Origin of the sequence: Pseudodesulfovibrio sp. lm2024 (assembly GCF_051175575.1) — a bacterium.
Lineage (GTDB): Bacteria > Desulfobacterota > Desulfovibrionia > Desulfovibrionales > Desulfovibrionaceae > Pseudodesulfovibrio > Pseudodesulfovibrio caledoniensis.
Genome location: NZ_CP195092.1, coordinates 2,693,844 through 2,715,815, shown reverse-complemented (window position 1 = coordinate 2,715,815; position 21,972 = coordinate 2,693,844). Strand labels below are relative to the sequence as shown.

At 64.5% G+C, this 21,972-nt stretch carries 23 protein-coding genes; 12 read left to right on the top strand and 11 right to left on the bottom strand.

All coding sequences use genetic code 11. From position 1 onward, the window contains the following. Positions 1-6: 6 nt before the first annotated feature. From ACR42D_RS12915 to ruvC, 3 genes are read left to right on the top strand one after another with little or no spacing between them, the layout of a single operon-like run. Positions 7-606, top strand: coding sequence for an RlmE family RNA methyltransferase (locus ACR42D_RS12915; RefSeq protein WP_484567199.1), 600 nt, complete (start codon positions 7-9; stop codon positions 604-606). A 53-nt stretch (positions 607-659) separates the two neighbouring features. Continuing rightward, the gene (locus ACR42D_RS12910; RefSeq protein ID WP_484567198.1) at positions 660-1,406 is read left to right on the top strand and encodes a YebC/PmpR family DNA-binding transcriptional regulator; all 747 of its coding nucleotides are present in this window, start codon (positions 660-662) and stop codon (positions 1,404-1,406) included. 5 nt (positions 1,407-1,411) lie between these two features. Continuing rightward, positions 1,412-1,915, top strand: coding sequence for a crossover junction endodeoxyribonuclease RuvC (gene ruvC, locus ACR42D_RS12905; RefSeq protein WP_484567197.1), 504 nt, complete (start codon positions 1,412-1,414; stop codon positions 1,913-1,915). Between the two features lie 68 nt (positions 1,916-1,983). On the opposite strand, the gene ACR42D_RS12900 is transcribed toward ruvC, so the two are convergent. Next, a complete protein-coding gene (locus ACR42D_RS12900) occupies positions 1,984-2,586 on the bottom strand; it encodes a hypothetical protein (protein WP_484567196.1) in 603 nt (200 codons plus the stop codon). Positions 2,587-2,743: 157 nt separating this feature from the next. Here ACR42D_RS12900 and ruvA point away from each other — a divergent pair, with 157 nt between their 5' ends. From ruvA to ACR42D_RS12885, 3 genes are all read left to right on the top strand, one after another. Next, positions 2,744-3,355 carry a Holliday junction branch migration protein RuvA gene (ruvA, locus tag ACR42D_RS12895; protein ID WP_484567195.1) on the top strand — a complete coding sequence of 204 codons (612 nt, stop codon included), beginning with the start codon at positions 2,744-2,746 and terminating at the stop codon, positions 3,353-3,355. Continuing rightward, on the top strand, positions 3,352-4,338 hold the full coding sequence (gene ruvB, locus ACR42D_RS12890) for a Holliday junction branch migration DNA helicase RuvB (RefSeq protein WP_484567194.1): 987 nt from the start codon (positions 3,352-3,354) through the stop codon (positions 4,336-4,338). The genes ruvA and ruvB overlap by 4 nt, the downstream gene beginning before the upstream one ends. Positions 4,339-4,420: 82 nt before the next feature. Continuing rightward, positions 4,421-4,576: a rubredoxin gene (locus ACR42D_RS12885; protein WP_071544194.1), complete on the top strand. Its 156-nt coding sequence runs from the start codon at positions 4,421-4,423 to the stop codon at positions 4,574-4,576. 533 nt (positions 4,577-5,109) lie between these two features. Here ACR42D_RS12885 and ACR42D_RS12880 read toward each other — a convergent pair. Genes ACR42D_RS12880 through ACR42D_RS12870 form a run of 3 tightly spaced genes read right to left on the bottom strand, consistent with a single transcriptional unit; the run spans position 5,110 to position 8,916 of the window. Further along, entirely contained in the window at positions 5,110-6,003 is an 894-nt protein-coding gene (locus ACR42D_RS12880) for a CPBP family glutamic-type intramembrane protease (RefSeq protein WP_484567193.1), read from the bottom strand. Continuing rightward, positions 5,996-7,168: a class II aldolase/adducin family protein gene (locus ACR42D_RS12875; protein ID WP_484567192.1), complete on the bottom strand. Its 1,173-nt coding sequence runs from the start codon at positions 7,166-7,168 to the stop codon at positions 5,996-5,998. The genes ACR42D_RS12880 and ACR42D_RS12875 overlap by 8 nt, the downstream gene beginning before the upstream one ends. After that, the gene (locus tag ACR42D_RS12870) at positions 7,165-8,916 is read right to left on the bottom strand and encodes an aldehyde ferredoxin oxidoreductase family protein (protein WP_484567191.1); all 1,752 of its coding nucleotides are present in this window, start codon (positions 8,914-8,916) and stop codon (positions 7,165-7,167) included. The genes ACR42D_RS12875 and ACR42D_RS12870 overlap by 4 nt, the downstream gene beginning before the upstream one ends. 92 nt (positions 8,917-9,008) lie before the next feature. Here ACR42D_RS12870 and ACR42D_RS12865 point away from each other — a divergent pair, with 92 nt between their 5' ends. Further along, positions 9,009-9,536 carry a tetratricopeptide repeat protein gene (locus ACR42D_RS12865; protein ID WP_484567190.1) on the top strand — a complete coding sequence of 176 codons (528 nt, stop codon included), beginning with the start codon at positions 9,009-9,011 and terminating at the stop codon, positions 9,534-9,536. A gap of 74 nt (positions 9,537-9,610) precedes the next feature. Here the strand turns inward: ACR42D_RS12865 and ACR42D_RS12860 are convergent, their stop codons facing one another. Next, positions 9,611-10,078 (bottom strand): hypothetical protein, encoded by a 468-nt coding sequence (locus ACR42D_RS12860; RefSeq protein WP_484567189.1) that lies wholly within the window; start codon positions 10,076-10,078, stop codon positions 9,611-9,613. A gap of 210 nt (positions 10,079-10,288) precedes the next feature. On the opposite strand from ACR42D_RS12860, the gene ACR42D_RS12855 reads away from it, so the two are divergent. Both ACR42D_RS12855 and ACR42D_RS12850 read left to right on the top strand, forming a co-directional pair. After that, a complete protein-coding gene (locus ACR42D_RS12855; RefSeq protein ID WP_484567188.1) occupies positions 10,289-11,575 on the top strand; it encodes a DUF401 family protein in 1,287 nt (428 codons plus the stop codon). 116 nt (positions 11,576-11,691) lie between these two features. Beyond that, positions 11,692-12,072: a pancreas/duodenum homeobox protein 1 gene (locus tag ACR42D_RS12850; RefSeq protein WP_484567187.1), complete on the top strand. Its 381-nt coding sequence runs from the start codon at positions 11,692-11,694 to the stop codon at positions 12,070-12,072. A 102-nt stretch (positions 12,073-12,174) separates the two neighbouring features. Here the strand turns inward: ACR42D_RS12850 and ACR42D_RS12845 are convergent, their stop codons facing one another. Continuing rightward, a complete protein-coding gene (locus ACR42D_RS12845) occupies positions 12,175-13,104 on the bottom strand; it encodes an ATP-binding protein (protein WP_484567186.1) in 930 nt (309 codons plus the stop codon). Between the two features lie 124 nt (positions 13,105-13,228). Between ACR42D_RS12845 and ACR42D_RS12840 the strand changes: the two genes are divergently transcribed. Beyond that, positions 13,229-13,645: a YidH family protein gene (locus ACR42D_RS12840; RefSeq protein ID WP_484567185.1), complete on the top strand. Its 417-nt coding sequence runs from the start codon at positions 13,229-13,231 to the stop codon at positions 13,643-13,645. Positions 13,646-13,657: 12 nt separating this feature from the next. Then, entirely contained in the window at positions 13,658-14,596 is a 939-nt protein-coding gene (locus tag ACR42D_RS12835; RefSeq protein WP_484567184.1) for a DMT family transporter, read from the top strand. Here the strand turns inward: ACR42D_RS12835 and ACR42D_RS12830 are convergent. The 5 genes from ACR42D_RS12830 to ACR42D_RS12810 form a co-directional block, all read right to left on the bottom strand. Next, positions 14,593-15,645, bottom strand: a complete 1,053-nt coding sequence (locus ACR42D_RS12830; RefSeq protein ID WP_484567183.1) for an ABC transporter ATP-binding protein — start codon at positions 15,643-15,645, stop codon at positions 14,593-14,595. The genes ACR42D_RS12835 and ACR42D_RS12830 overlap by 4 nt on opposite strands. Next, positions 15,642-16,433, bottom strand: coding sequence for an ABC transporter permease (locus tag ACR42D_RS12825; RefSeq protein ID WP_484567182.1), 792 nt, complete (start codon positions 16,431-16,433; stop codon positions 15,642-15,644). The genes ACR42D_RS12830 and ACR42D_RS12825 overlap by 4 nt, the downstream gene beginning before the upstream one ends. A 39-nt stretch (positions 16,434-16,472) precedes the next feature. Beyond that, positions 16,473-17,447, bottom strand: coding sequence for a tungstate ABC transporter substrate-binding protein WtpA (wtpA, locus tag ACR42D_RS12820; protein ID WP_484567181.1), 975 nt, complete (start codon positions 17,445-17,447; stop codon positions 16,473-16,475). A 206-nt stretch (positions 17,448-17,653) separates the two neighbouring features. Beyond that, entirely contained in the window at positions 17,654-19,489 is a 1,836-nt protein-coding gene (gene typA, locus ACR42D_RS12815; protein WP_484567180.1) for a translational GTPase TypA, read from the bottom strand. 127 nt (positions 19,490-19,616) lie between these two features. Then, positions 19,617-20,576 (bottom strand): hypothetical protein, encoded by a 960-nt coding sequence (locus ACR42D_RS12810; RefSeq protein ID WP_484567179.1) that lies wholly within the window; start codon positions 20,574-20,576, stop codon positions 19,617-19,619. A gap of 113 nt (positions 20,577-20,689) precedes the next feature. Here ACR42D_RS12810 and ACR42D_RS12805 point away from each other — a divergent pair, with 113 nt between their 5' ends. Further along, entirely contained in the window at positions 20,690-21,961 is a 1,272-nt protein-coding gene (locus ACR42D_RS12805; RefSeq protein WP_484567178.1) for an aromatic amino acid transport family protein, read from the top strand. Positions 21,962-21,972: the final 11 nt, after the last annotated feature.

Below are 21,972 nucleotides of genomic sequence, written 5' to 3'. Positions count from 1 at the left end.
GATACCATGAAACAATACCAGGACAAATACTTCAAAAGGGCCAAAAAGGAAAATTACGCCGCCCGCTCGGTCTACAAGCTCAAGGAGATGGACAAACGGTTCCACATCTTCAAGAGCGGCCAGACCGTGCTCGACCTGGGCGCGGCCCCCGGCTCCTGGACCCAGTTCGCCGGAGAGCGCGTGGGCCCGCAGGGGCGGGTGCTCGGCGTGGACCTGCAGTCCACCAAGCACTCCTTTGCCGAGAACATCACCTTCCTGCAGGCGGACGTGTTTTCGGACTCGCCCGAACTGCTCGAGGCGATCGAGCCGCTTGCGCCGTTCGACGTCATTATCAGCGACATGGCCCCCAAGACAACCGGAATCAAGTTCGCGGACCAGGCCAATTCGCTGGAGCTGTGCGAGCGGGCCTTCGAGGTGGCGCTCAAATACCTTAAAAAGGGCGGCAGCTTCGCGGTGAAGATCTTCGAGGGCGGCGAGATCAACGACTACCGGAACGCGATCCGTCCGTATTTCGGGAAGATAAAGAATTTCAAACCGTACAGTTCCCGGTCCGAGAGCAAGGAGATCTTTATCGTTGCGCTTGGCTTTAAGGGCGTTGACGGGTAGAACATTGGACCGACCAGCAATAAAGACCGATATCGATATATTCAGGAGGAAATATGGCCGGACATAGTAAATGGGCGAACATTCAGCACCGCAAGGGGCGTCAGGACGCCAAAAAGGCGAAATTTTTCACCAAGGCCGCCAAGGACATCATCCTGGCCGCCAAGGCGGGCGGCGGCAATCCCGACGACAACTCGACGCTGCGCCTGGCCATCCAGAAGGCCAAGGCGGTGAACCTGCCCAAGGACAAGATCGACAACGCCATCAAGAAGGGCACCGGCGAACTGGCCGGCGGCGATCTGGCCGAGGTCATGTACGAGGGCTACGGCCCGGGCGGCGTGGCCATGCTCGTCGAGGTGGCGACCGACAACAAGAACCGCACCGTGGCCGAAATCCGCCACGCGTTCACCAAGCACGGCGGGAATATGGCCGAGAACGGCGCGGTGTCCTACATGTTCAATCGCAAGGGCGTCATCGTCTTCACCAAGGAAAAGTACACCGAGGACGACCTCATGGAAGTGGGCCTGGAGGCCGGTGCCGAGGACATCGTCGACGACGGCGATTCCTTCACCGTGTACACCGCGCCCGCCGACTTCATGGCCGTGCAGCAGGCCTTTGCCGACGCCGGGATGGAGTACGAGTCCGCCGAATTCAACCAGGTCCCCGAGAACCTGGTGCCGGTGGACGCCACCATGGGCAAGAAGGTCATGAACCTGTTCGACGCCCTGGACGACAACGACGATACCCAGAACGTCTACATGAACGCCGATCTGCCGGACGACTTGTTCGACGAGGAAGACTAGCGCTCATGGCGGAAGGGCTGGTCGTCCTGGGGCTCGACCCCGGCACGAGGGTCACCGGCTACGGCGTGGTCCGGGAACTCTCGGGCAAGGCCGAACTGGTGGCCACCGGCACTATCCGTACCCCGGTCAAGAAGGACATGGCCACCCGCATGGGGGTCATCTTCGACCAGCTTCAGGAGCTCATCCGGCTCCACGCCCCGGCGGAAGCCGCCATCGAAAACGTATTCGTATCCAAAAACCCCTCGTCGGCCCTCAAGCTCGGGCAGGCGAGGGGGGCTTGCATGGCCGCCTGCGCCACCAACGGCATCCCCATGGGCGAGTACGAGCCGACCAAGGTCAAGAAGAACCTGGTCGGCGTGGGCAACGCGCCTAAGTCTCAGGTGGCCTACATGGTCGCCCACTGTCTGGGCATCAAGAAGCCGGATTGGCCCGAGGACGCCTCGGACGCCCTGGCCATCGCCATCTGCCATCTCAACGAGCGGCGCATGCGCCGCCTGACCTGCGGCTGATTTTTCAAAGGCGCAAATAAGGCCCGTCCGGTTTCACCGGGCGGGCCTTTTCGTCTTTTCGGCCGAGGCTACTTCTTCTTGGGCTTCTTGCTCTTGCTCTTTCCCTTACTCTTGGACATGTCGTCCATGCTCTGACCCATGTCCTGATCCATCTCCTGGGTCATCTGCTCGTTCATCTGCTCGTTCATTTCCTCGCTCATTCCCTCGTTCATCATGCCCTTGTTCTTGCCTTTGCTCTTGCTCTTGGCCTTGTCCTTACCCTTGCCCACGCCGTGCCCGCCGCATTCCTTGGCTATGCGGCCCCAGCCCATGCCGGAATCGCGCATGGCCCGAATCTGGTCGCTGGTCTTGCCGCACTGGATGGCGAGCCGGTCCACCTTGGCGTTGTCCAGGTTGGACTGGGCCCGGTTGTAACGATTCTGGGCCTGTTCGTACTCCATCTGCGCCGCGGCAACGTCCTTCTGGGGGGCGTTCTTCCTGTTGCGGACGGCGTCCAGGATCTCCTTGGCCTTGGCCACTTCTTCGGAGGATTGGGCGGCCTCCTCGACCACGGCCTCGCCCACCAGGGATATGAGTTCATCCTGGGTGAGTTCCTCGCCCTGGGCCAGGGCCGGCGAGGCGGCCAGGAGGAGCAGGGCGCCAGCCAACAGGTAATATGCGATTGTTTTCATGGGGACTCCCTCGTTACAGGTTGGTTCCACCCACAATTCGCGGACGGAGAACGGAAAATCCAGCCTCGAATATAAAAAGGCCGGACGATTTGGTCAAGGCGGATACCCTTTGAATTACGTTCACTCTTCGGATAAAGTCACAGCACGGAGGGATTTTATGATCGGATACTTGCGGGGCGAATTGCTTTCGGCGGATGAGAGGGGACTTGTCCTGCTCACTCCCGGCGGCGTGGGCTACGAGGTGGCCGCGCCCACGTCGGTTTTGGCCAAGCTGCCGGGCAAGGGCAAGGAGGTGCGCCTGTTCGTCCACACCCAGGTGGCCGAAAAGGCCATCGACCTGTTCGGCTTCCTGGAGGCCGACGATTTGGACCTGTTCCGCACGCTCATCTCCATAGACAAGCTCGGTCCCAAGAAGGCCATGGCCATATTGTCCATGTTCGACGCGGCCCATCTGCGCGAGATCGCCTTCAGGGAGGACGTGAACACCCTGTCCACCGTGCCCGGCATCGGGCCCAAGTCCGCCAAGCAGATTCTCTGGAATCTCAAGGACAAGGTGGACAAGCTCACCCCGGTGACCGGCAAGGTTCAGAGCGCGCCCCAGGGGCCGCAGGGCGAATACCTGGACGCCCTTGCGGGGCTCAAGGGGTTGGGCTACGGTGAAGACGAAATCCGGCCCATGCTTCTCGAAACCTTCGACGACGAACCCGATCTCGACGCCGCCGCTGCCATCCGCGCGGTGCTCAAGAAGATCAACGCGGCACGCTCATGAGCAAATGCACCCTTCCCGAGGAAAACGTCCGGCCCCGGAAACTGTCCGAGTTCATCGGCCAGGTGGACCTGCGCACCAACCTCGACGTCTTCATCCGGGCCGCGCGCGAGCGCGAGCGCTCCCTGGACCACACCCTGTTCTACGGCAACCCCGGCCTGGGCAAGACCACCCTGGCCCGGATCATGGCCTCGGAACTGGGCGTGAACATGGTCTCCACCTCCGGCCCGGTCATCGAGCGGTCCGGCGACCTGGCGGCCATTTTGACCAACCTCGAGCGCGGCGACATCCTGTTCATCGATGAAATCCATCGCATGCCGCCCACGGTGGAGGAGGTGCTGTACCCGGCCATGGAGGATTTCCAGATCGACCTGGTTATCGGCTCCGGCCCGGGCGCGCGCACGGTCAAGCTCGACCTCGAACCCTTCACCCTGGTCGGGGCGACCACCCGTCTCGGGCTGCTGACCTCGCCTTTGCGCGACCGTTTCGGCTGCATCTTCCGCATCGAATTCTACTCCCCGGAGGAGCTCGGGCGCATCGTGGAGCGCAGCGCCGCCATCCTCGGCGTGGAGGTGGAGCCCGAGGGCGCGCTGGCCATCGGCCGCAGGGCGCGCGGCACCCCGCGTATCGCCAACCGGCTGCTGCGGCGCGTGCGCGACTACGCCCTGGTGCACGGCACGGGCGTGGTCACCCGCGAGCTGGCCGAGTCGTCGCTGGAGCGCCTGGACGTGGACCAGTACGGCCTGGACAACATGGACCGCAAGATTCTGACCCTCATGGTCGAGCATTTCAACGGCGGCCCGGTGGGGCTCAAGACCATTGCCGCGGCCTGCGCCGAGGAGGTCCGGACCATCGAGGACATCTACGAGCCGTACCTTATCCAGTGCGGCTTTCTGAAGCGCACCCCGCGTGGACGTGTGGCCACGGCCAAGGCCTACCAGCACCTCAAGATGCGCATGGAAGACGGCCAGGCCACTCTGCTCTGAGTCTTTTCGCTTCGGATAATCATTGCTTCCCCGGCCCGTTCGGCTAGCCTGGGGCAAACGACAATCCTATGGAGGTACCGGAATGGACAAATGGGAATGCCCGTGCGGCTATGTGTACGACCCTGCGGAAGGCGACCCGGAGAACAACATCCCCATCGGGACCAAGTTCGAGGACCTGCCCGACGACTGGGTTTGCCCCCAGTGCGGCGCGGAAAAGGAATATTTCGAAAAACTGTAAAAAAACCGTAACAGGCCATTGCCATTCGCCATACAATCCGTGTATGGTTGAATCAAGTCAAAGGAAGTGTTTCCAGGTAACGCCAGTCAAACTGAAAGATTCATTGAATCGGCAAGTGTTTCAAGGCAACCTCGCTAACAACAGTCGAAAGTCCTTTGGTTGAGGCCCGTAGCTCGGCAACCTCATTAGGCAACATTTACATAAGCCCCCGGAAGGGGGCTTTTTTTATGTTGCGTGGCGGCTTCCGAGAGCGGGCCATCTGCACATTTTTCGGGAGGCCATTTAATCCTCACGTAGACGGCTACGCTGCGGTTAAATGGCCTCCCGAAAAATGCACAGCTGACCCACTCTCGAAAGCCTCGCGACGTGCGAACGCGGGGGAGCCGCTATCGGGTGCTGCGCACCCGAGTCGCTCCAGAGAAAAAAAGAGGCTCCCGGTTCACTTTTGAGCCGTTTTTTTTTGTGCGGCCCGCCCCGCGAAACGACGAGAAAAAGTTTAGGAGGGGAGAGGGGATGGGGGGGGCGGGGGCATCTTAACCTCTCAATCTGCGGAGCACGGCGATGGTGATGCAGGTGAGGGCGGTCCAGGTGAGGACGCCGGTCAGGCCCATGGCGCCGCCGAGCAGGGGGTGGGCGTCGGGGAACATCCAGGTCCAGATGCCGTAGCCCTGGGCGTTGGCCGCGCCGTGGAGGAATCCGGCCAGGATGGAGGACCGGTAGTGCAGGGTCATCTCATTGAGGAACGCGCCGAAGGCCAGGCAGATAAGGCACATCATCAGGATGCCTTCCACCGCCTGGCCGGGGTAGTTGAGACCGGCCCAGATGAGCGGGGCGTGCCACAGCCCCCAGAGCAGGCCGAGGAGGAGGTAGGCGGCGGGCTTGCCCAGGGGCATGAGCCGGGGCAGCAGGAATCCGCGCCAGCCCAACTCTTCGCCCATGCCGAAGGCGAAGTTGATCAGCGGCCCGAGCACGATGGACAGGGGCAGCATGACCTGGAGGACGGTGTCCCGGCCGATGGGCGTGCCGGATAAGACCGATAGAGAGTTGAGGTCAGGGTCATATCCGGAGAGTCCGGCACTCCATGTCAGGCCGTAGATGACGGCATAAGCCAGAGGAATGAGGCCGATCCCCAGGAAGTAGGGGCCCACTGAACCCAGGCGAAGGGACAGGGCCGGGATCAGGCCTCGCGCCGAGGTTCGTTCCATGAACAGGGTGACGAGAATCGCGGCCAGTCCGGGAATCCACATGACGCCCATGAGCCACAGGGCGGGCGAGGACTGGCCCACCAGGTTGTCGAAGCGCAGGCCGTCGGCGATGAGCGCGCCCTCCACTCCCCAGGTGGCCGCGAAGGTGACCAGGACGAAGGCCAGGACCGGTCCGGGCCGGAAGCGGGCGGTTGCGGCGGCGCGGGGCGCGGGATCAGACATATTGGGACAGCCTCTCGAAGTAGAGGTCGCGGCAGCGGTTCTCGATCTCCAGCAGCCGGGCGAACGGCTCGTTGAAATCGCTGTTTCCGGCAGTGAACAGGCCGTGCCCGTGGACCATGGCCGCGCCGTTTCGGGCCATGGCGGGCGGCAGGGTGTGGCACAGCCCGGTGGGGCCGGTGCCGACCTCGCCCGGCACGATGGGCACGCCGTCCACGGTCCGGCACTCGGTGCAGTGGATGTGGCAGCGGCCCCGGTTGGGGCAGTTGTCGCGATCGCAGTCCATGGACATGATCACCGAGAATCTCGGGTGGCCGTGCAGGATGCAGTCAAAGGAGGAGCGGCGGTAGACGTCCTCGTGGGCGGACAGCTCGCTCGACGCGGTCAATCCGTTGGTGGCCGAACCGTCCATGGGGCACGGGTCGATGCACCCTTCGAGTTCGTCCAGGGAGCTGCCGGTCTGCGAGATGTAGACGGTCTCGTCCAGCTTGTAGGATATGTTGCCGAAAAACGAATCGACCAAACCGAAGCCCACGACCTTGCGGCCCGCTTCCGCCATGGCCCCGACCACGGCTTCCTCGTCGTTGAAAGGCCCCGGCGCAAGACCGGGCAGGTCCGTGCGCGGCTCGGGCAGGAGCCGGACCACGCGGGAGAAGACGTCAACGTATTCGTCGTCCAGGTCAACGCTCCGGGCGCGGTTCAGGTAGTCCGAAAAGAAGAGCACGAAGGTGGCGAAGACGGCCGAGGAGACGGACACGAACCCCTGCTCCGGGCTGACCGTGCCGCAGGCGGCCACGCCCTGGCCCGGGATGACGATGACCTTGCGCCGCTTGAGGTGCGCGGCCATGGCCTCGGCGGTGAACTCTTGGCAGACCGGGATGTCGTGCAGGAAGGTGCGGGTCTCGGTGTCCTCGGGTCGGATGGAGAGCGGGTTGCGCGCGGCCAGGAAGTCCAGGATGGTCCGGTACGGCTCGGCCGGGCGGACAAAGACCAGGGAATTGATGGACAGGCGCGAGAACAGCCCGGAGAGCTCGTCCGTGCGCGGGTCCTCGCGGTTCCAGACCAGCTCCGCGTCCAGGCCGCCGACGAGCGGCGCGTCCTTTCCCTCTGCCTGGGCCAGCCCTTGCGCCGCCAGTTTGGTCGCGTATTTATCGCACAGCGTCCTCATTGGTCCAGCCCCAGTCGTTGCAGTGTTTCCGAGGTGGGGTCGCCGTTTTCGTCCAGGCCGCGTACGGTATAGTAGTTGCGCCGGGCGGCCAGAAATTCCTCGCGGTCGATGGGCGGAATCTCCACGCCGCCGCCCGAGGTGCCGGGCTCGGTGAAGAACCGTTCGGGCAGGTCGTCGTCGGCCGCGCCGAAGCCGTTTTCCGCGTTCATGCGCCGTTCGTTCACCGTGGTCCGTTCGCCGACCTCGAGCAGGGACTGGACCGACCAGTCCTGTCCGGTGACCGCGGTAAGCGCCTTGGCGTATTCCTCGAGCCCGGCGGCCAGGAAGATCAGGCGGCAGGCGTTCATGGAGTCGCAGGCGGCGATGGCGTCCTCGGCCAGCTTGATGATCCGGGCCTTGCCGCTGAAGGTGAAGCGGTCCGTGGCCACGGGTTTGCGCAGCACTTCGTGGCTGATGGGGTAGGCCCGCTGGTGGCAGCCGCCCCGGGTGGATACGGCGTAGGCCAGGGCCAGTCCGTAGCCGCCGCGCGGGTCGAATGCAGGCAGTTCCAGCCCCTTGACCGTCATGGCCGTTTCCGGGCGGCCGCACGCCTGGGCCAGGTTGAGGGCCCCTGCGGACAGGTCGCCGCCCTCGGCCATGGCGCGCAGGTTCGAGAGCAGGGTCTTGTCCGTGTAGTCCTTGCCGGTGATCTCGCGCAGGCAGGCCAGGGTGGCCGCTGCCGAGATCGGGTCCAGGCCGAGCCTGCCGCACAGGTCCGCCGCTTCCATGGCCGCCTCCGGGTCGGCGTTGCCGACGTTGGCGGTGAAGTGGGCCATGGTTTCGAATCCGGGCAGGCTGCGTCCATCCAGGGCGATCTTGCGGCAGTGGATGTGGCAGCCGAGGCAGCCGTGGTCGCGGGGCTTGTACAGCCTGGCCAGGGCCGAGGCGTTGACCTCGGCTCCCTGGTCGAACCAGGTCTTTTGAAAATTGTCCGTGGGCAGCATGCGCCGTGAGTTGATCAGATCGAACAGGGCGCCTGTGCCCCGGCGCGAGAAGCCGTGGCCGCCCATGAGCACGGGCGAGGCCATGGTCAGCCGCACGATGGCCTCGCGCGCCTCGGCAAGGGCCGCCGGGTCGTGGACCCGGACCTCGCCGGTGCCGCGCACGGTCAGGTATTTGAGATTCTTGGCCGCCCAGACCAGGCCCAGGCCGCCGCGCACCCCGCCGTGGCGATGGTCCACGGCCACCGAGGCGATGAGCGAGCCGTTTTCGGCAGCCGGGCCGATGCAGGCCAGGGAGGTGTCTTCGGGCAGCCGTTGCTCCAGCTCGTGCAGGACCGCGTCCGTGTCCCGGCCCCACAGGGAGGTCTCGACCACGCGCACGTCGTTGTCGTCGATCTCGATGCCGCACGGCGCGGGAGCGCGGCCGGTGATGACCAGCCCGTCGTACCCGGCCTTTTTCAGCCGGGTGGGCAGGCCGCCGCCGATGGACCCGTCGCATACGGCCCCGGTCAGGGGCGAGCGGGACAGGATCGTGCCTCGCCCCGAGGTGGGCGATTCGGTGCCGGTCAGCGGGCCGGTGAAGAGGAGCAGGGGCAGGTCGGGGTCGCCGCATTCGCGGTCGGCGAAGGGGTGCAGGTACCGCCCGGCCAGCCCTCGACCGCCGAGAAAAAGTTCGTAGACCGCCTCGCCGGGATGTTCGGGAATGGCCGTGCCCGTGGTCAGGTCGATATGGAGGACCGTGCCGGTCCGGCCGTAGAATTCGTCCATGGGCAGGAATCTTCCATGAACCGCCTGAAAAGGCAACCGGTTGCCGTCTTGACGATGCGGGCGAAACAGGTATTCTGCGGGCCGGAGGAAACATGGCCGAAAAAAAGATCGACAAATCCCGCCGCAACTTCCTGTTCGGGGCCGTGCGCCGCATCAAGAAGGAGGACGAACAGCCCGTGGCTTCCACCGCCGGGGGCATCGAGGTGGTCAAGGCGGCCAACGCGCTGTACGTGGACAACAACTGGGAAGAGGCGCGCCTCAAATACAAGGAGTGCCTCGAACTGGACAAGAACGACGCGGACGTGCGCTACCGCCTCGGGGTCTGTTCCTATAAGCTCGGCATGTACCGCCAGGCCAAGCTCGAGTTCGAGCGTACCCTGCGCATCGACCAGAACTACCAGGACGCCTTTCTCTATCTTGGGCTGACCCTGGTCCGGCTCGGGCGGCCCGAAAAGACCCCGGGCGTATGGTCCCGCTATTTCAACCCGTCCGCCGTGAAGGTCATGCGCGAACTGAACCTGCAGCTGGGGCTCATCGAGACCCACCAGCCCGACCCGGACGAGGACATCGCCCTGGCCGTGGAAAAGGCCATCGCCGAATCCGGTGACGCCGTGGGTTGATCTCCGCCGCCCAGGACGCGAAAACGCCCCGTCACCATATGGTGGCGGGGCGTTTTCGCGTCCTGGGCGGGCGGCTAGCAGTGGCCCTTGGGCTCGTCGTCGCCCATCTGCTGGGCGATCTTGGCCATCTGGGTGCGGATGTAGCTGGCGGCCACGTCGCCCAGGTCGTCCTGTCCAGAGCTCTTCATGCCGTGCTGGCGCAGGTCCTCGTCGATCTGCTTCTCCATGCGCGCGGACTCCAGGAACATGACGTAGGCCAGGACCAGGGCGGCGTTGTTGTCGTCGGACCCGTCGCACAGCAGTTCGATGTTCGCCACGTCCACCGTCTCGAGCAGCCGGTCGATGAACATGGTGATCCACTTCTCGTAGAGGTCGTGCATGATGGGCGGGATCAGGCTGGCTATCTGCTCCGGGGCGTTGCCCGAGGTGCCGGTCACGGCCAGGAATTCGTTCAGGGCCTCCAGGCGGCGGGTTTCGTCCTGCTCCTCGACCTTGTTGATGATGGTGGCGAAAATATGGGCTCGTATCTGTTTCTTGTTCATGCTCGTATTTCCATGTCTCTGCTTGGTGATAGGCTTGCCTGCGACCTACTCTGTAACGCAATGCGCCGGTCCGGGCAAGGGGCCGCAGGCACTCGCCGTCTCGTCGTTCCCGGCCGGAGCCTGCGGCTTTTGCTTGCATTTTGACCCCGAAGGACGGAAGCTGGGCTGGTCCCCGACATCGTCTCCGCTTCTACCCACAAGGATTTTCGCATGGACTCGCTGCTCGTCACCCTCGCTCCCTTTCTCAAGGTCCTCTTTTCCTTCCTGCTCATGCTGGCCGGCATGCGCCTGCGCGTCGGCCTGGGGCTGTCCATCCTGGCGGGCGGGGTGGCCATGGGGCTGCTCTTCGGCATGGCGCCCCTGCCCATCGCCAAGACCGGCGTCCTGGCCCTGACCCAGGACAAGTTCCTGTTTCTGGCGGCCATTGTCGGCCTCATCCTCATTCTGAGCGACGCCATGGAGCGGTCCGGCCAGTCCAAGCGGCTCATGGAGGCGCTGTCCGGCTTTCTGACCAGCCCGAGGCTCCGGCTTGTCTTTTTCCCGGCGCTCATCGGGCTGCTGCCCATGCCCGGCGGCGCGGTCTTTTCCGCGCCCATGATCAAGACCGTGTCCGAGGACATGCGCATTTCCAATTCGGACCGGGCCGTGCTCAACTACTGGTTCCGCCACATCTGGGAGCTGGTCTGGCCGCTGTATCCGGGCATCATCCTGACCCTGGCCCTGGCCGACCTCCAGATCATCGACCTCGTCTCCTACACCTGGCCCGGCACCCCGATCATGCTGTTGACCGGCTGGTTTTTCTTTTTGCGGCCCGGCGTGCTCGGGGCCAAGGACCTGACCGTGCCCATGCCCCTGACCACGCGCAGCAAATCCGCCGCCCTGCGCGAGGGCATGCCCCTGCTCATCGCCATCGTCGGGGCCATCGGGCTGGAAACCGCCATCGCGGCCCTGGCCCCGTCCATCCCCTTCGAGTTCGGCGTGGTCGCGGCCCTGGCCGCCGCCGTGGTCTGCGTCATGGCCCAGAACACCCAGCTCGGGGCGAGCTTTCTGCGTCAGGTGCTGACCAAGCGGTCCCTGTGGTCCATGATCTCGGTCATCTGCGCCATCTTCGTCTTCAAGGACATCCTCCAGGCCGCGGGCGTGGTCACGGAAATGGCCCGCGTGGCGGGCGGCGACGCGGCCCTGTTCGCCTCGGCCGCCTTCCTGCCGTTCCTGGTGGGCATGGTCGCGGGCATCAACGTGGCCTTCGTGGGCGCCACCTTTCCGCTGCTGCTCGGTGTGCTTTCCTCGCTGGGCATGCAGGATCAGACCGTGCCGTACATCGTCCTGGCCACCTTCTGCGGCTTCACCGGCGTGATGATCTCGCCCATCCACATCTGCTTCATTCTGACCTGTGAGTACTTCCAGTGCGACCTGGGCCGGACCTGGCGCAAGGTGGTGGCCCCGTGCCTGGTTTTTCTGGCCTCGGGCGTGGCCCTCTTTTTCCTGTACGTCTAACGAGCTCGGTAAATGCGCGCCGGATTGCCTTGCCCGGTGCGGGGTTTTTAGGTAAATACCTGCCCTTGCCCGAGTAGACGATACAGCTAAACCATACGTTTTTTGGGGGACCGTTCATGAGCCCATACGGCCAGATCTTTACCGAGGACACCTTGCAGACCATCTTCCCGCCCGAGCGGACCGAGGCCTTTTTCGAGGCCCTGTTCGGCGACGCCGAGGAAGGCAGCTACGACATCTGTCTGGCCTTTTCCGGAAACCGGGGCCAGGACCTGGATTTCGAACTCAAACTCTTGCAGCGCCCCGGCAAATGCCTGGCCTGCAACCTGACCTACGGCCTGCCCCAGGTCTTCTCCCGGCACCCGGTCATCAACCTGAACGGCATCGCCCAAGCCGTGGCCCGGGCCGCCGGAGCCCCGTCCGCGGACTGGAAGCTCGGCAACACCCGCGAAATTTCACGCGAACTCCACATCATCCCCCTGACCATCACCCTGGCCTGACGCCGGGCTGCACGACATGAAAAGCCGGACCGCGAGCGCACTCGCGGTCCGGCTTTTATTTATTGCGCAGATGGCCCGCTATCGGAAGCCGCCCCCCGCGCCCTACGTCAGCTTTTCAACAAGAAGGGGCTCTCCCTTTTCAGGGGCCAACCGCAAGGTGATGGCGTCCTTGCTACAGGAAAGCGTGCACACGCCGCAGCCCATGCAGCGATCCTCGCGGATGAACGCGCCTTCCTTGTTGAAGCCGACAGCCTTGAACTGGCACTTCCGGGCGCAGGTCCCGCATCGGGTGCACAGCCCGGTGTCCACCTGGGCCAGGTAGCCCGAGGAGCAGACCATGGGGATGCCCATGGCGTGGGCCTTCATGGCCCCGCAGCAGCAGGAGCAGCAGTTGCAGATGGCGTAGAACTTGCCGATGGCGATGTCCTTGAAAAAGGCGTGGGACACGTGACCGCGCGCCTGCTCGGCTTTGACGATGGCCACGGCTTCGTCCGCCGAAATCAGCCGCGTCTTGTCCGGGTGGTGTTCGAGCATGAACGAGGCGAACGGGTCGCCGATGAGCAGGCAGACCTCGGTGGGCGTGCACGGGTTCTTCATGCCCGCGCGGCAGGGGCAGTCCAGTAGGACGATCTTTTCCGGGTTGCCCAGGATGATGTCGCGCGCCCGGGTGTAGGGCAGCACGGTCTCGGGCAGGGCGGTGTTCACCGGGCGGTTCAGACGGATCAGTTTGGTGGCCTCGCCCAGCGGCATGGCCTTTCCGTGGTAGGCGTCGCTCCAGGTGGCCTTGGTCTGGTTCGGGTCGCCCGAGCGGTGCGCGTCGGTCTCCTTGAACGGGTGGACGCGGTCGATGATGAAGACCAGCGGGACCCACAGCCAGCGCCACCACGGGTCCTTGTCCCCGGCCAGACCGATGTAGTGGTAGCACCACCGGCCGTAGACGTAGCCGTGGATGAATTCGAAGAGGGACATGCCGTTCTCGCGGCATGCGCGGTAATAGTCGCGGGTCGATTGCTTGACGAAGGGTACTCTCATGGTCGATTCTGGCCCCGTATCTGTGTAACAACTATGATGATAGTACCGGTTGAGGCGACAAAGTCAACGCTGCGGCCGGGACATTCGGCAAAGAATCTGGTAGTTCGGGCAGCGGAGGCGACAGATGACCGACAAGAGTTCCGAGGACCTGCGCACCGAACTGGCGCGCGAACGCAACGTTCTGGCCCGCCAGCGCTGCGACATGGCCGTGAAGCGGACCCGGCTGGCCAATCGGCGGACCTTCCTGGCCTGGTGCCGGACGGCCCTGGCCTTCATGACCTTCGGCTTCCTGCTGGAAAAGGTCGACACTTTCGTGGCCCTGCAAAAGGCCGAAGTGCCCGCGCGGGTGATCTCGGAGCTGGCCGTGCTCGGCAAGTCCGCCTTTGTGGGCGGCCCGGTGCTGGTGCTCTTCGCGGGCTGGCGGTACTACCGTCTCGAGAGGGAGCTGGGTTTCGACTCCGGCGACCTCTACGTGGTTCCGGAGCTGATCCTGTTCGGCGTGATCATGGCCAGCGCGGCCATCTACCTCTTCTTTCTCTAAGCGGTTCCGTACATGTTTCGCATCATCCTCCTGGGCGTGCTCGCCGCGCTCTTTTTCTCCTCCACCTTCGTGCTTAACCGGGCCATGAGCCTGGAAGGCGGGCACTGGGTCTGGTCCGCATCCCTGCGCTATTTCTGGATGCTGGTCATGCTCTTCGGCTGGCTGGCGGCCACGGGCAAGGGACGGCTGGCCGCGGACTCGGTCCGGCTCTTCCTGCGCCACTGGGGCTTCTGGACCGTGGCCGGTTCGGTCGGCTTCGGCGTGTTCTACGCCTTGATCACCTTCAGCTCGGTGTTCGCGCCGGGCTGGGTGGTGGCGGCCACCTGGCAGACCACCATCCTGGCCGCGCCGCTGGTCCTGCTCGGCTTCGGGCGCAGGGTGCCGCTTAAGGCGCTGGCCCTGACCGCGCTCATCTTCGCGGGCGTGGTCCTGATCAACCTGGAGCAGGCCACGGAATCCGGCCTGCGCGAGGTCCTGCTGGGCGCGCTGCCCGTGCTGGTTGCGGCCTTCGCCTACCCCTTCGGCAACCAGCTGGTCTGGGAGGCGCGGCGGGGCGAGAAGAGTTTTCTGCCGCATATCGACCACCCGGCCATGGACGATCCCTTTTGCCGCGTGCTGCTGCTGACCATCGGCTCGCTGCCGCTGTGGTTCGCGCTCATCGCGGTCACCGCGCCGCCGCTCCCGTCCACGGGCCAGCTGATCCAGACGGCGATCGTGGCCGCCTGTTCGGGCGTGGTCGCCACCAGCCTGTTCCTGGTGGCCCGCAACACCGCCGGATCCACGGCCGAGCTGGCCGCCGCCGACTGCACGCAGTCCATGGAAGTGGTCTTTTCCCTGGCGGGCGAGGCTGTTTTGCTGGGGCACGTCCTGCCCGGCCTCTTGGGCTGGCTCGGCATCGCGCTGACCATGGGTGGGCTGATGCTCTACATCTCGGTGCAGAGCCGGGGCTAATCCACTTCGGGCATGTGGTGGAGGTGCTCCCCGGCAAAGCCGACGGTCACCTCGGAGCCGCTTTCCAGTCCCCTGTTGAGGACCATGTGGCGGTCCACCAGGGCGGTCACGGTCTGGTCGCCGCAGCGCACCACGGCGGTCCAGGTGAACCCCTCGCGCTCCAGCCGTTCCACGGTCCCCCGCAGTACGTGCCAGTCCTCCGGGAAATCCCCGGCGCTCCCCACGAACACGTCTTCCGGCCGCAGGGCCGCGAAGCCCTGCGCCCACACGGGGAGTTCGGGCAGCCCCTCGAAGGCGTGGCCCGCGAAGGTGCAGCACCCTTGCGCGTAGCTGGCCGGGAACACGTTGGTCATGCCCACGAAGGAGGCGGTGAACGGCGTGGCCGGGCGGCGGAAGATGTTGGCCACCGTGTCCTGCTGGTGCAGGCGGCCGTCCTTGATGACCGCGCCGCGCTCGGCCAGGATCATGGCGTCCGTGAAGTCGTGGGTGACCATCAGGAAGGTCGTCCCGGTGGTCTCGTGCACGTTCTTCAGGGTCCGTCTGAGTTCGCCGCGAAATTGCGGGTCCAGGGAGGACAGGGGTTCGTCCAGCAGGACCACGTCCGGGCGGCAGGCCAGGGCGCGGGCCAGGGCCGTGCGCTGTTTTTCGCCGCCGGACAGGTGCTCGGGCCGCCGGTTCTCCAGCCGCGACAGGCTTAAGGCCTCGAGCAGCTTACGGGCCTCGCGCCTGCCTTCCTCCTTGCCGATGCCGTGGTAGCGCTGGCCGTACATGACGTTTTGCAGCACGCTCAGGTGCGGGAACAGGGCGTGGTCCTGGTAGACCAGGCTGACCTTGCGCTCCTCCGGGGCGAGCCGGGTCACGTCGCGGCCGCCGATGACCACGGACCCCTCGTCGAGCTTGATCAGCCCGGCCACGGACTCCAGGACCAGGGTCTTTCCCGAGCCCGTGGAGCCCATGAGGGCGAAGAATTCTCCGGGACGGACGTGCAGGGAGACGTGGTCCAGGGTGAAACCGGAAAAACGGATGGTCAGGTCGGTCAGGCGGATCACGAGTTGTTCCCCTTGGGCAGCGACAGGGAACGCAGGAGCAGGAAGAAGACCAGACTGACCATGATGAGGATGACGGCCACGGGCTGGGAGTATTGCAGGCCGTAGGCCGTGAACCGCTCGTACATGAGCACCGGGGCGACCATGGGGTGGTAGGCCACGATGATGATGGCCCCGAATTCGGACAGGGCGCGGGCCATGCACATGATCATGCCGACCAGCATGTAGCGCCAGCAGAGCGGCAGGGTGACGCGGAAAAATGTGGCCCCGGCCCCGGCCCCGAGCGAGCGCGAGACGTTCTCCAGCCGCCGGGGAATGGACTCCATGCCCGACTTGGCGGCGTTGACGTAGAACGGCACGCCCACGAAGACCAGTACGGCCACGATACCGGTGGTCGTGCCCATGATCTCGATGCCCATGGTCTGGAGCAATCGGCCGAAGGCGGTGTTCGGGCTGGTCAGGCCGAGCAGGGCGATGCCCACAACCGGGTGGGGGATCATGATCGGCAGGTCCACCAGGCTCTCAACCACCTTCTTGCCGGGAAATTCGTGGCGCGCCAGGAGAAAGGCGAGCGGGGTGCCGAAGACGAAGGCGATGAGCGCGGCCATGGCCGAGGTGGACATGGACAGCCAGATCGAGTTCATGACATCGGCGTCGCCCAGGGTCTCGACAAAGACGTCCCAGGTGGGGCTGGCCAGGGTGGTCAGCATGGGCAGGCCGATGAACAGCAGCACCAGTGCCGCCGAGGCGAGCATCCACCCGTGGAATATGCGGCCGGGGAGGGAGCGCATGAAGCCGCTCCCTCCCCGGAGGGTCGTTTCGGGCATGGGTTACTGGCCGACGGTCACCAGGGGCTTGAGGACTTCGGGCATCTTGGCCATGCCCGCCTCGGTGGTGCGCACCGGGACGAACGGAGGCTGGCCCATTTCCTTGAGAATCTTCAGGCCGCCCTCGGGATCGAACAGGTAGGCCAGGAAGGCGTCGGCCGCCTCGGGGTTCGGCCCCTTGTCGATCTTGGTGATGCCGTAGGTGATGGACTTGCCCACGCGGTCGATGAAGGTGCCGGGCTTCTTGCCGGTGACCTTGACCTTGGCGTTGGCGTAGAAGTCGTTCAGGGCCGAGTCGCCGAGGTTCAGGTGGTTGTCCAGGGTGACGTACTTGAGATGGTGCTGCACGGCCACGGACAGGTATTCCCAGGCGTAGTCCATGTGCCCGGATTCGAGCAGGGAGACGAGCTCCACGGACTTGGGCCGGATGTTCTTCTCGGGCCGGTTGGCCAGGAACTGGTCATACAGGCCGTCGCGCTTGTAGAACTTCTCGGCCAGTTGCAGGACCATCAGGGAACGGTAGCCCGCGGGGTCGAGGTTGGGGTCGGAATGGCCCCAGACCACGCCCTTGCGCAGGAGGATGTCGGCCCAGTTGTCGGAGTTGATCTCATCGGCGAACTTGGACTTGTCCGTGTAGCACAGGACCATCTGGTTGGAGGCGAAGCGCACGTTCCATGAGGCGAATTTGGGGATCAGGCTCTTGTCGATGACCACGTAGTCGGCCGAGGCCATGATGTCGGCGGGCTTGCCCACCTCGGAGATCAGCCGGGCCATCTTGGTGGAGCCGCCCGCCTCGCGCAGGACGTCCACCTTGGGATACTTGGCTTCGAAATTCTTTTCGATGGCGGCGAAGGGCACGGACAGGCTGCCCGCGTGGAAGATGATCAGTTTGCCGGACGGCTCCGCCTGGGCCGTGCCCGCCAGCGTGAGCAGCGCCAGGGCCAGGAAGGCGATGAAAGCGGTGAAGCGATGGGACATTTTCCTTACTCCTTGAAAGAGGGGATACGTATTTTTCCAGACTGTGCCGGATTATGCTCATCGCGGAACAACGTGTCAATTGTTCAGTCAATTCATACTATTAAGGTGCGATATCAGGCTCCCTCTATCCAAGGTTCAGGCACCAAAAAAGGCTGCGCCGAAACGCAGCCTTTCCTGTTGGTATTGTGCTATTTATAGCCGTTTCCCTAGGCCTTCTTTTTCTTTCCTTCCTCACGATGCCGCACCAGAGCCGAGAGCTCTATCTTGCGCAGGCGGATGGACAGGGGGGTGACCTCGACCTGCTCGTCGTCCTTGATGAAGTTCAGGGCGTATTCCAGGGTCATGGGTTTGACCGGGGTCAGGATGACGGCTTCGTCCTTGCCCGAGGCGCGCATGTTGGTCAGCTTCTTTTCCTTGGCCGGGTTGACGTTGATGTCGTTCTCCCGGTTGTGTTCGCCGATGATCATGCCCTCGTAGACCGGGTCGCCGGGGACCACGAAGATGCGGCCGCGCGGCTCCAGGTTGAACAGGCCGTAGGCCACGGCCTTGCCCGTGCGGTCGGCCACCAGGGAGCCGGTGTACCGGGAGGTGAACTCGCCCCGGTATTCGCCGTACCCCTCGAGGTAGGAGTTCATGATGCCGGTGCCCTTGGTGTCGGTCAGGAATTCGTCGCGGTAGCCGATCAGCGCACGGGACGGGACCGAGAACTCCAGGCGGACCCGGCCGGTGCCGTGGTTGACCATGTTGGTCATGCGGCCCTTGCGGATCTGGATCTTCTCGGTGACGATGCCCATGAAGCTCTCGTCGCAGTCCACGTACAGGTGCTCGATGGGCTCCGTCTTCTGGCCGTCCTCGTACTTGAAAATGACCTCGGGGCGGCCCACGGAGAGCTCGAATCCTTCGCGGCGCATCTGCTCCACCAGGATGGCCATCTGGAACTCGCCGCGTCCCTTGACCAGGTAGGCGTCGCGGCCCTCGGTGTCCTCCACCTGAATGGCCACGTTGAGCAGGGTTTCCTTGTGCAGCCGCTCGCGGATCTTGTTGGTCTGGACCAGCTTGCCTTCCTGGCCGGCCAGGGGCGAGGTGTTGATGCCGAAGCGCATGGACACGGTGGGCTCGTCCACGGTGATGCGCGGCAGGGCCTTGGGGTCTTCCTTGGTGCAGATGGTGTCGCCGATGTGCACGTCCTCGATACCCGCGATGACGACGATGTCGCCGGGTTCGCAGGTGTCGGTGGGGACCACCTGGAGGCCGTCGTAGGTCTGCAGCTTGGTCACCTTGAGGGGCACGGTCCGGCCGCCGTCGGCGATGCACAGAAGCTGGTCGTTGGACTTGGCCACGCCGTGGTGGACCTTGCCGATGGCCAGACGGCCCACGTAGTCGGAGTAGGACAGGTCGGAGACGAGCATCTGGAAGGGCTCGTCCGGGTCATGCACCGGGCCGGGCACGTGGTCCACGATCATGTCGAGGAGGATGTGCAGGTTCTCGCCGCGTTCGTCCGGGGACTCCATGGCGATGCCGTCGCGGCCGATGGCGTAGAGCAGGGGAAAGTCGAGCTGATCTTCGTTCGCGTCCAGGTCGATGAACAGGTCGTAGATCTCGTTGAGCACTTCAGCCGGGCGGGCGTCCTGGCGGTCGACCTTGTTGATGACCACCATCAGGGAAAGTTTCTGCTCCAGGGCCTTCTTGAGCACGAAGCGGGTCTGGGGCAGGGGACCTTCGGAGGCGTCCACCAGCAGGATGGCGCCGTCGGCCATGGACAGGGAGCGCTCCACCTCCCCGCCGAAGTCGGCGTGGCCCGGGGTGTCGATGATGTTGATCTTGGTGCCCTTCCAGGAGACGGAGCAGTTCTTGGCGGCGATGGTGATGCCGCGCTCCCGCTCCAGGTCCATGGAGTCCATGATGCGATCGTCCACGTCCTGGCCTTCGCGGAAAAGGCCCGACTGCTTGAACATGGCGTCCACCAGGGTGGTTTTGCCATGGTCGACGTGGGCGATGATGGCGATATTGCGAAGTCCGTTGTTGTTTACTTTATTGCTCATGGTTTCTCCAATAATAAGTAATAGGCGCAAGTGCGCAGGGAAGCGGTTAACCGAAAGCGGTTCGGCTGGCAAGTGGAGATTTGGCGTCGGCCGGGAAAAAACGGCCGATGCACCCGCGCGGCATGGTTTATGGCGCGGGGGCGGCCTCGGCCCGGCGGCGGTCGATTGCGTCCTGGTTCAGGGTCTTCCAGCCCAGGCGGTCGGTCTCGTGGAAGCCCGTGGCGTCGAGCATGGCCCGGATGAATCCCCGGCGGCGGAGTTTTTTGAGCCCGGCCTGCAGGGCGTTGAAAACCACCTCGCCGTCGGGATGGTGGCGCGATACCATGAAATGGCGGCTCTCGATGAGCGAGAAGCGAATGCCCGGCACCGGGACGAACCGGTGGCCTCCCATGAACCGCTCCATGGCGGGATGGTTGCTGGCCTCCATGGGAATCCAGTCCGCACGGCCCGCCAGGATCATCTTGATCAGGCACGAAAATGTGGGAGCCTGGATCACATCGGTCACGCCCATGTCGGCGAGCACCTTCCTGTCGTTGTCCCAGACCGTGCCGATGATGCCGCGCCCGGCGCGGTTCAGTTCCGCCACACTGCGTGCGGCCAGCACCTTTTTGTTCTCCGGAAGACAGTAGAATAGCTTGTGAAATTCTCCGACAGGGGTTACGGGATCGCTGAGGTAGAGGTCCTCGATGTTCTGCTTGTCGTTGAGGACCGAGGTGTCGAGCTGCTGGCCGGTCATGACCGCGTTGCCGCAGAGGACCTCCTCCACTGCGCGCCGGGCGTTGCTCGTCTTGACGAACACGACCGGCCGGTTCAGTCCGCCCACGATCAAGGCCCGGGCGATGATGACCAGTTCGATGGCGGTCCGGTCATACCGTCCGGCCGGGAGGTCCGGCGTGACGCTGAGGGGATCGCCGTCGAAGTGGGCCAGGATTTCGTTGTAGGAATTGATGATGTCCTGGTTGGCGGTCACGGTCACCGGCTCGCCGGTTCCGGCCCGGCCGGGGGGCGAGGCGAGAAGAAACGAGGCGAGGACGGCGGCGGGCAGCAGGAATCGGACCTTCCCCAGGATGGCGGCGGGCGAAAACATGCCGCTGCTTTACATGAATGGGTGTATATTGCAATGGTAATAATAACCCGGAAAAATGGTCGGAAATGACGCTGCAAAACCCCTTTGCGCCGACCGGGAGAGAGAGGAAAGGCATGACGAGCGGCAGGAGCGTTCCCGGAGGCTCGGGCAGGCCGGGGGATGGCGGCGCGCCTTCCACCGGCAGGATGGTGACCACGGCGCTTATCGTCACCGGAAACATGGTCGGAGCGGGCATCCTGGCGCTGCCCGTCAACCTCGGGCCGTCCGGGTTGTTGCCCGCCGTGCTGGGAGCCCTGGCCATGTGGGCGGTGATGACCTCCACCGGCCTGATCATCGCACGCCAGCCGTTCCTCAAGGAAAATGAAAACGCCGACCTGCCGACCTTTTTCCAGGCCGTGCTCGGGCCCTGCGGCAAGTGGCTCTCCGTGGCCGCCAACCTGGTCATCCTCTACGGTCTGCTGACCGCCTATCTGGCCGGGGTCGCCTCGGTGGCGGCCAGTTCCTTCGGCCTGGGCCTCCCCCAGTGGGGATGGCTGTTGATCTATTTCTGCGCGGCCACGCTCCTGGCTTCCTTCGGCAGCGGTGTGCTGCGCCGATCGAACGCCCTGCTCATGACCGCCATGTGGCTCCTGTTCGGGGTCTTGCTGGTCCTGGTCGTGCCCCATTTCCGCCGGGCGGACCTGGCCGCCGGGGACCTGACCTTCTTCACTTCGGGACTGCCCATCCTGGTCACGGCCTTCAACTTCCACAACGTGGTCCCGACTATGTGCCGGACGCTCAACCACGACCGCAAGGCCGTCACCAGGGCCATCTGGCTCGGGTCGGGCATCGGCGCGTTCATGACCCTGTTGTGGACCGTGGCCGTCATGGTCACCCTGCCCATGGAAGCGGCGGACGGCGTGTCCATCATAGCCGCCTTCAAGGCCGGGGTGCCCGCCACCGTGCCCCTTGACCAGCTCATCAGGTCGCCCCTGTTCGTGGAAGCCTCCATCGGGTTTGCGGTGGTGGCCATGACCACCTCGTACATCGCCACGGGCGTTGCCCTGACCGCCTTTCTCAAGGACGTGGCGGGCGGGCGGGTGCGCAGCCGATCGGTGATCTGGCTGCTGACCTTCCTGCCGCCCGTGGGCATCGGCGCCCTCTACCCGGACATCTTTCTCGAGGCCCTGAATGTGGTCGGCGGGTTCGGCGTGGGCACCCTGTTCGGCATCCTGCCGGGCATCCTGCTCGTGCGCCAGGGCGCGTCCGGCACCCGGACCCGGCGGCTGGGCTGGCTGTTGGTGGGCGTGTTCACCTGCGTGTTGCTGGTGGAGCTGGCCCAGGAGACCGGCATGCTGCAAATCAGTCCGGACGTGGAGTACTGGTCCGCGCACCGTTTTCATTAAAGGAGGAAATC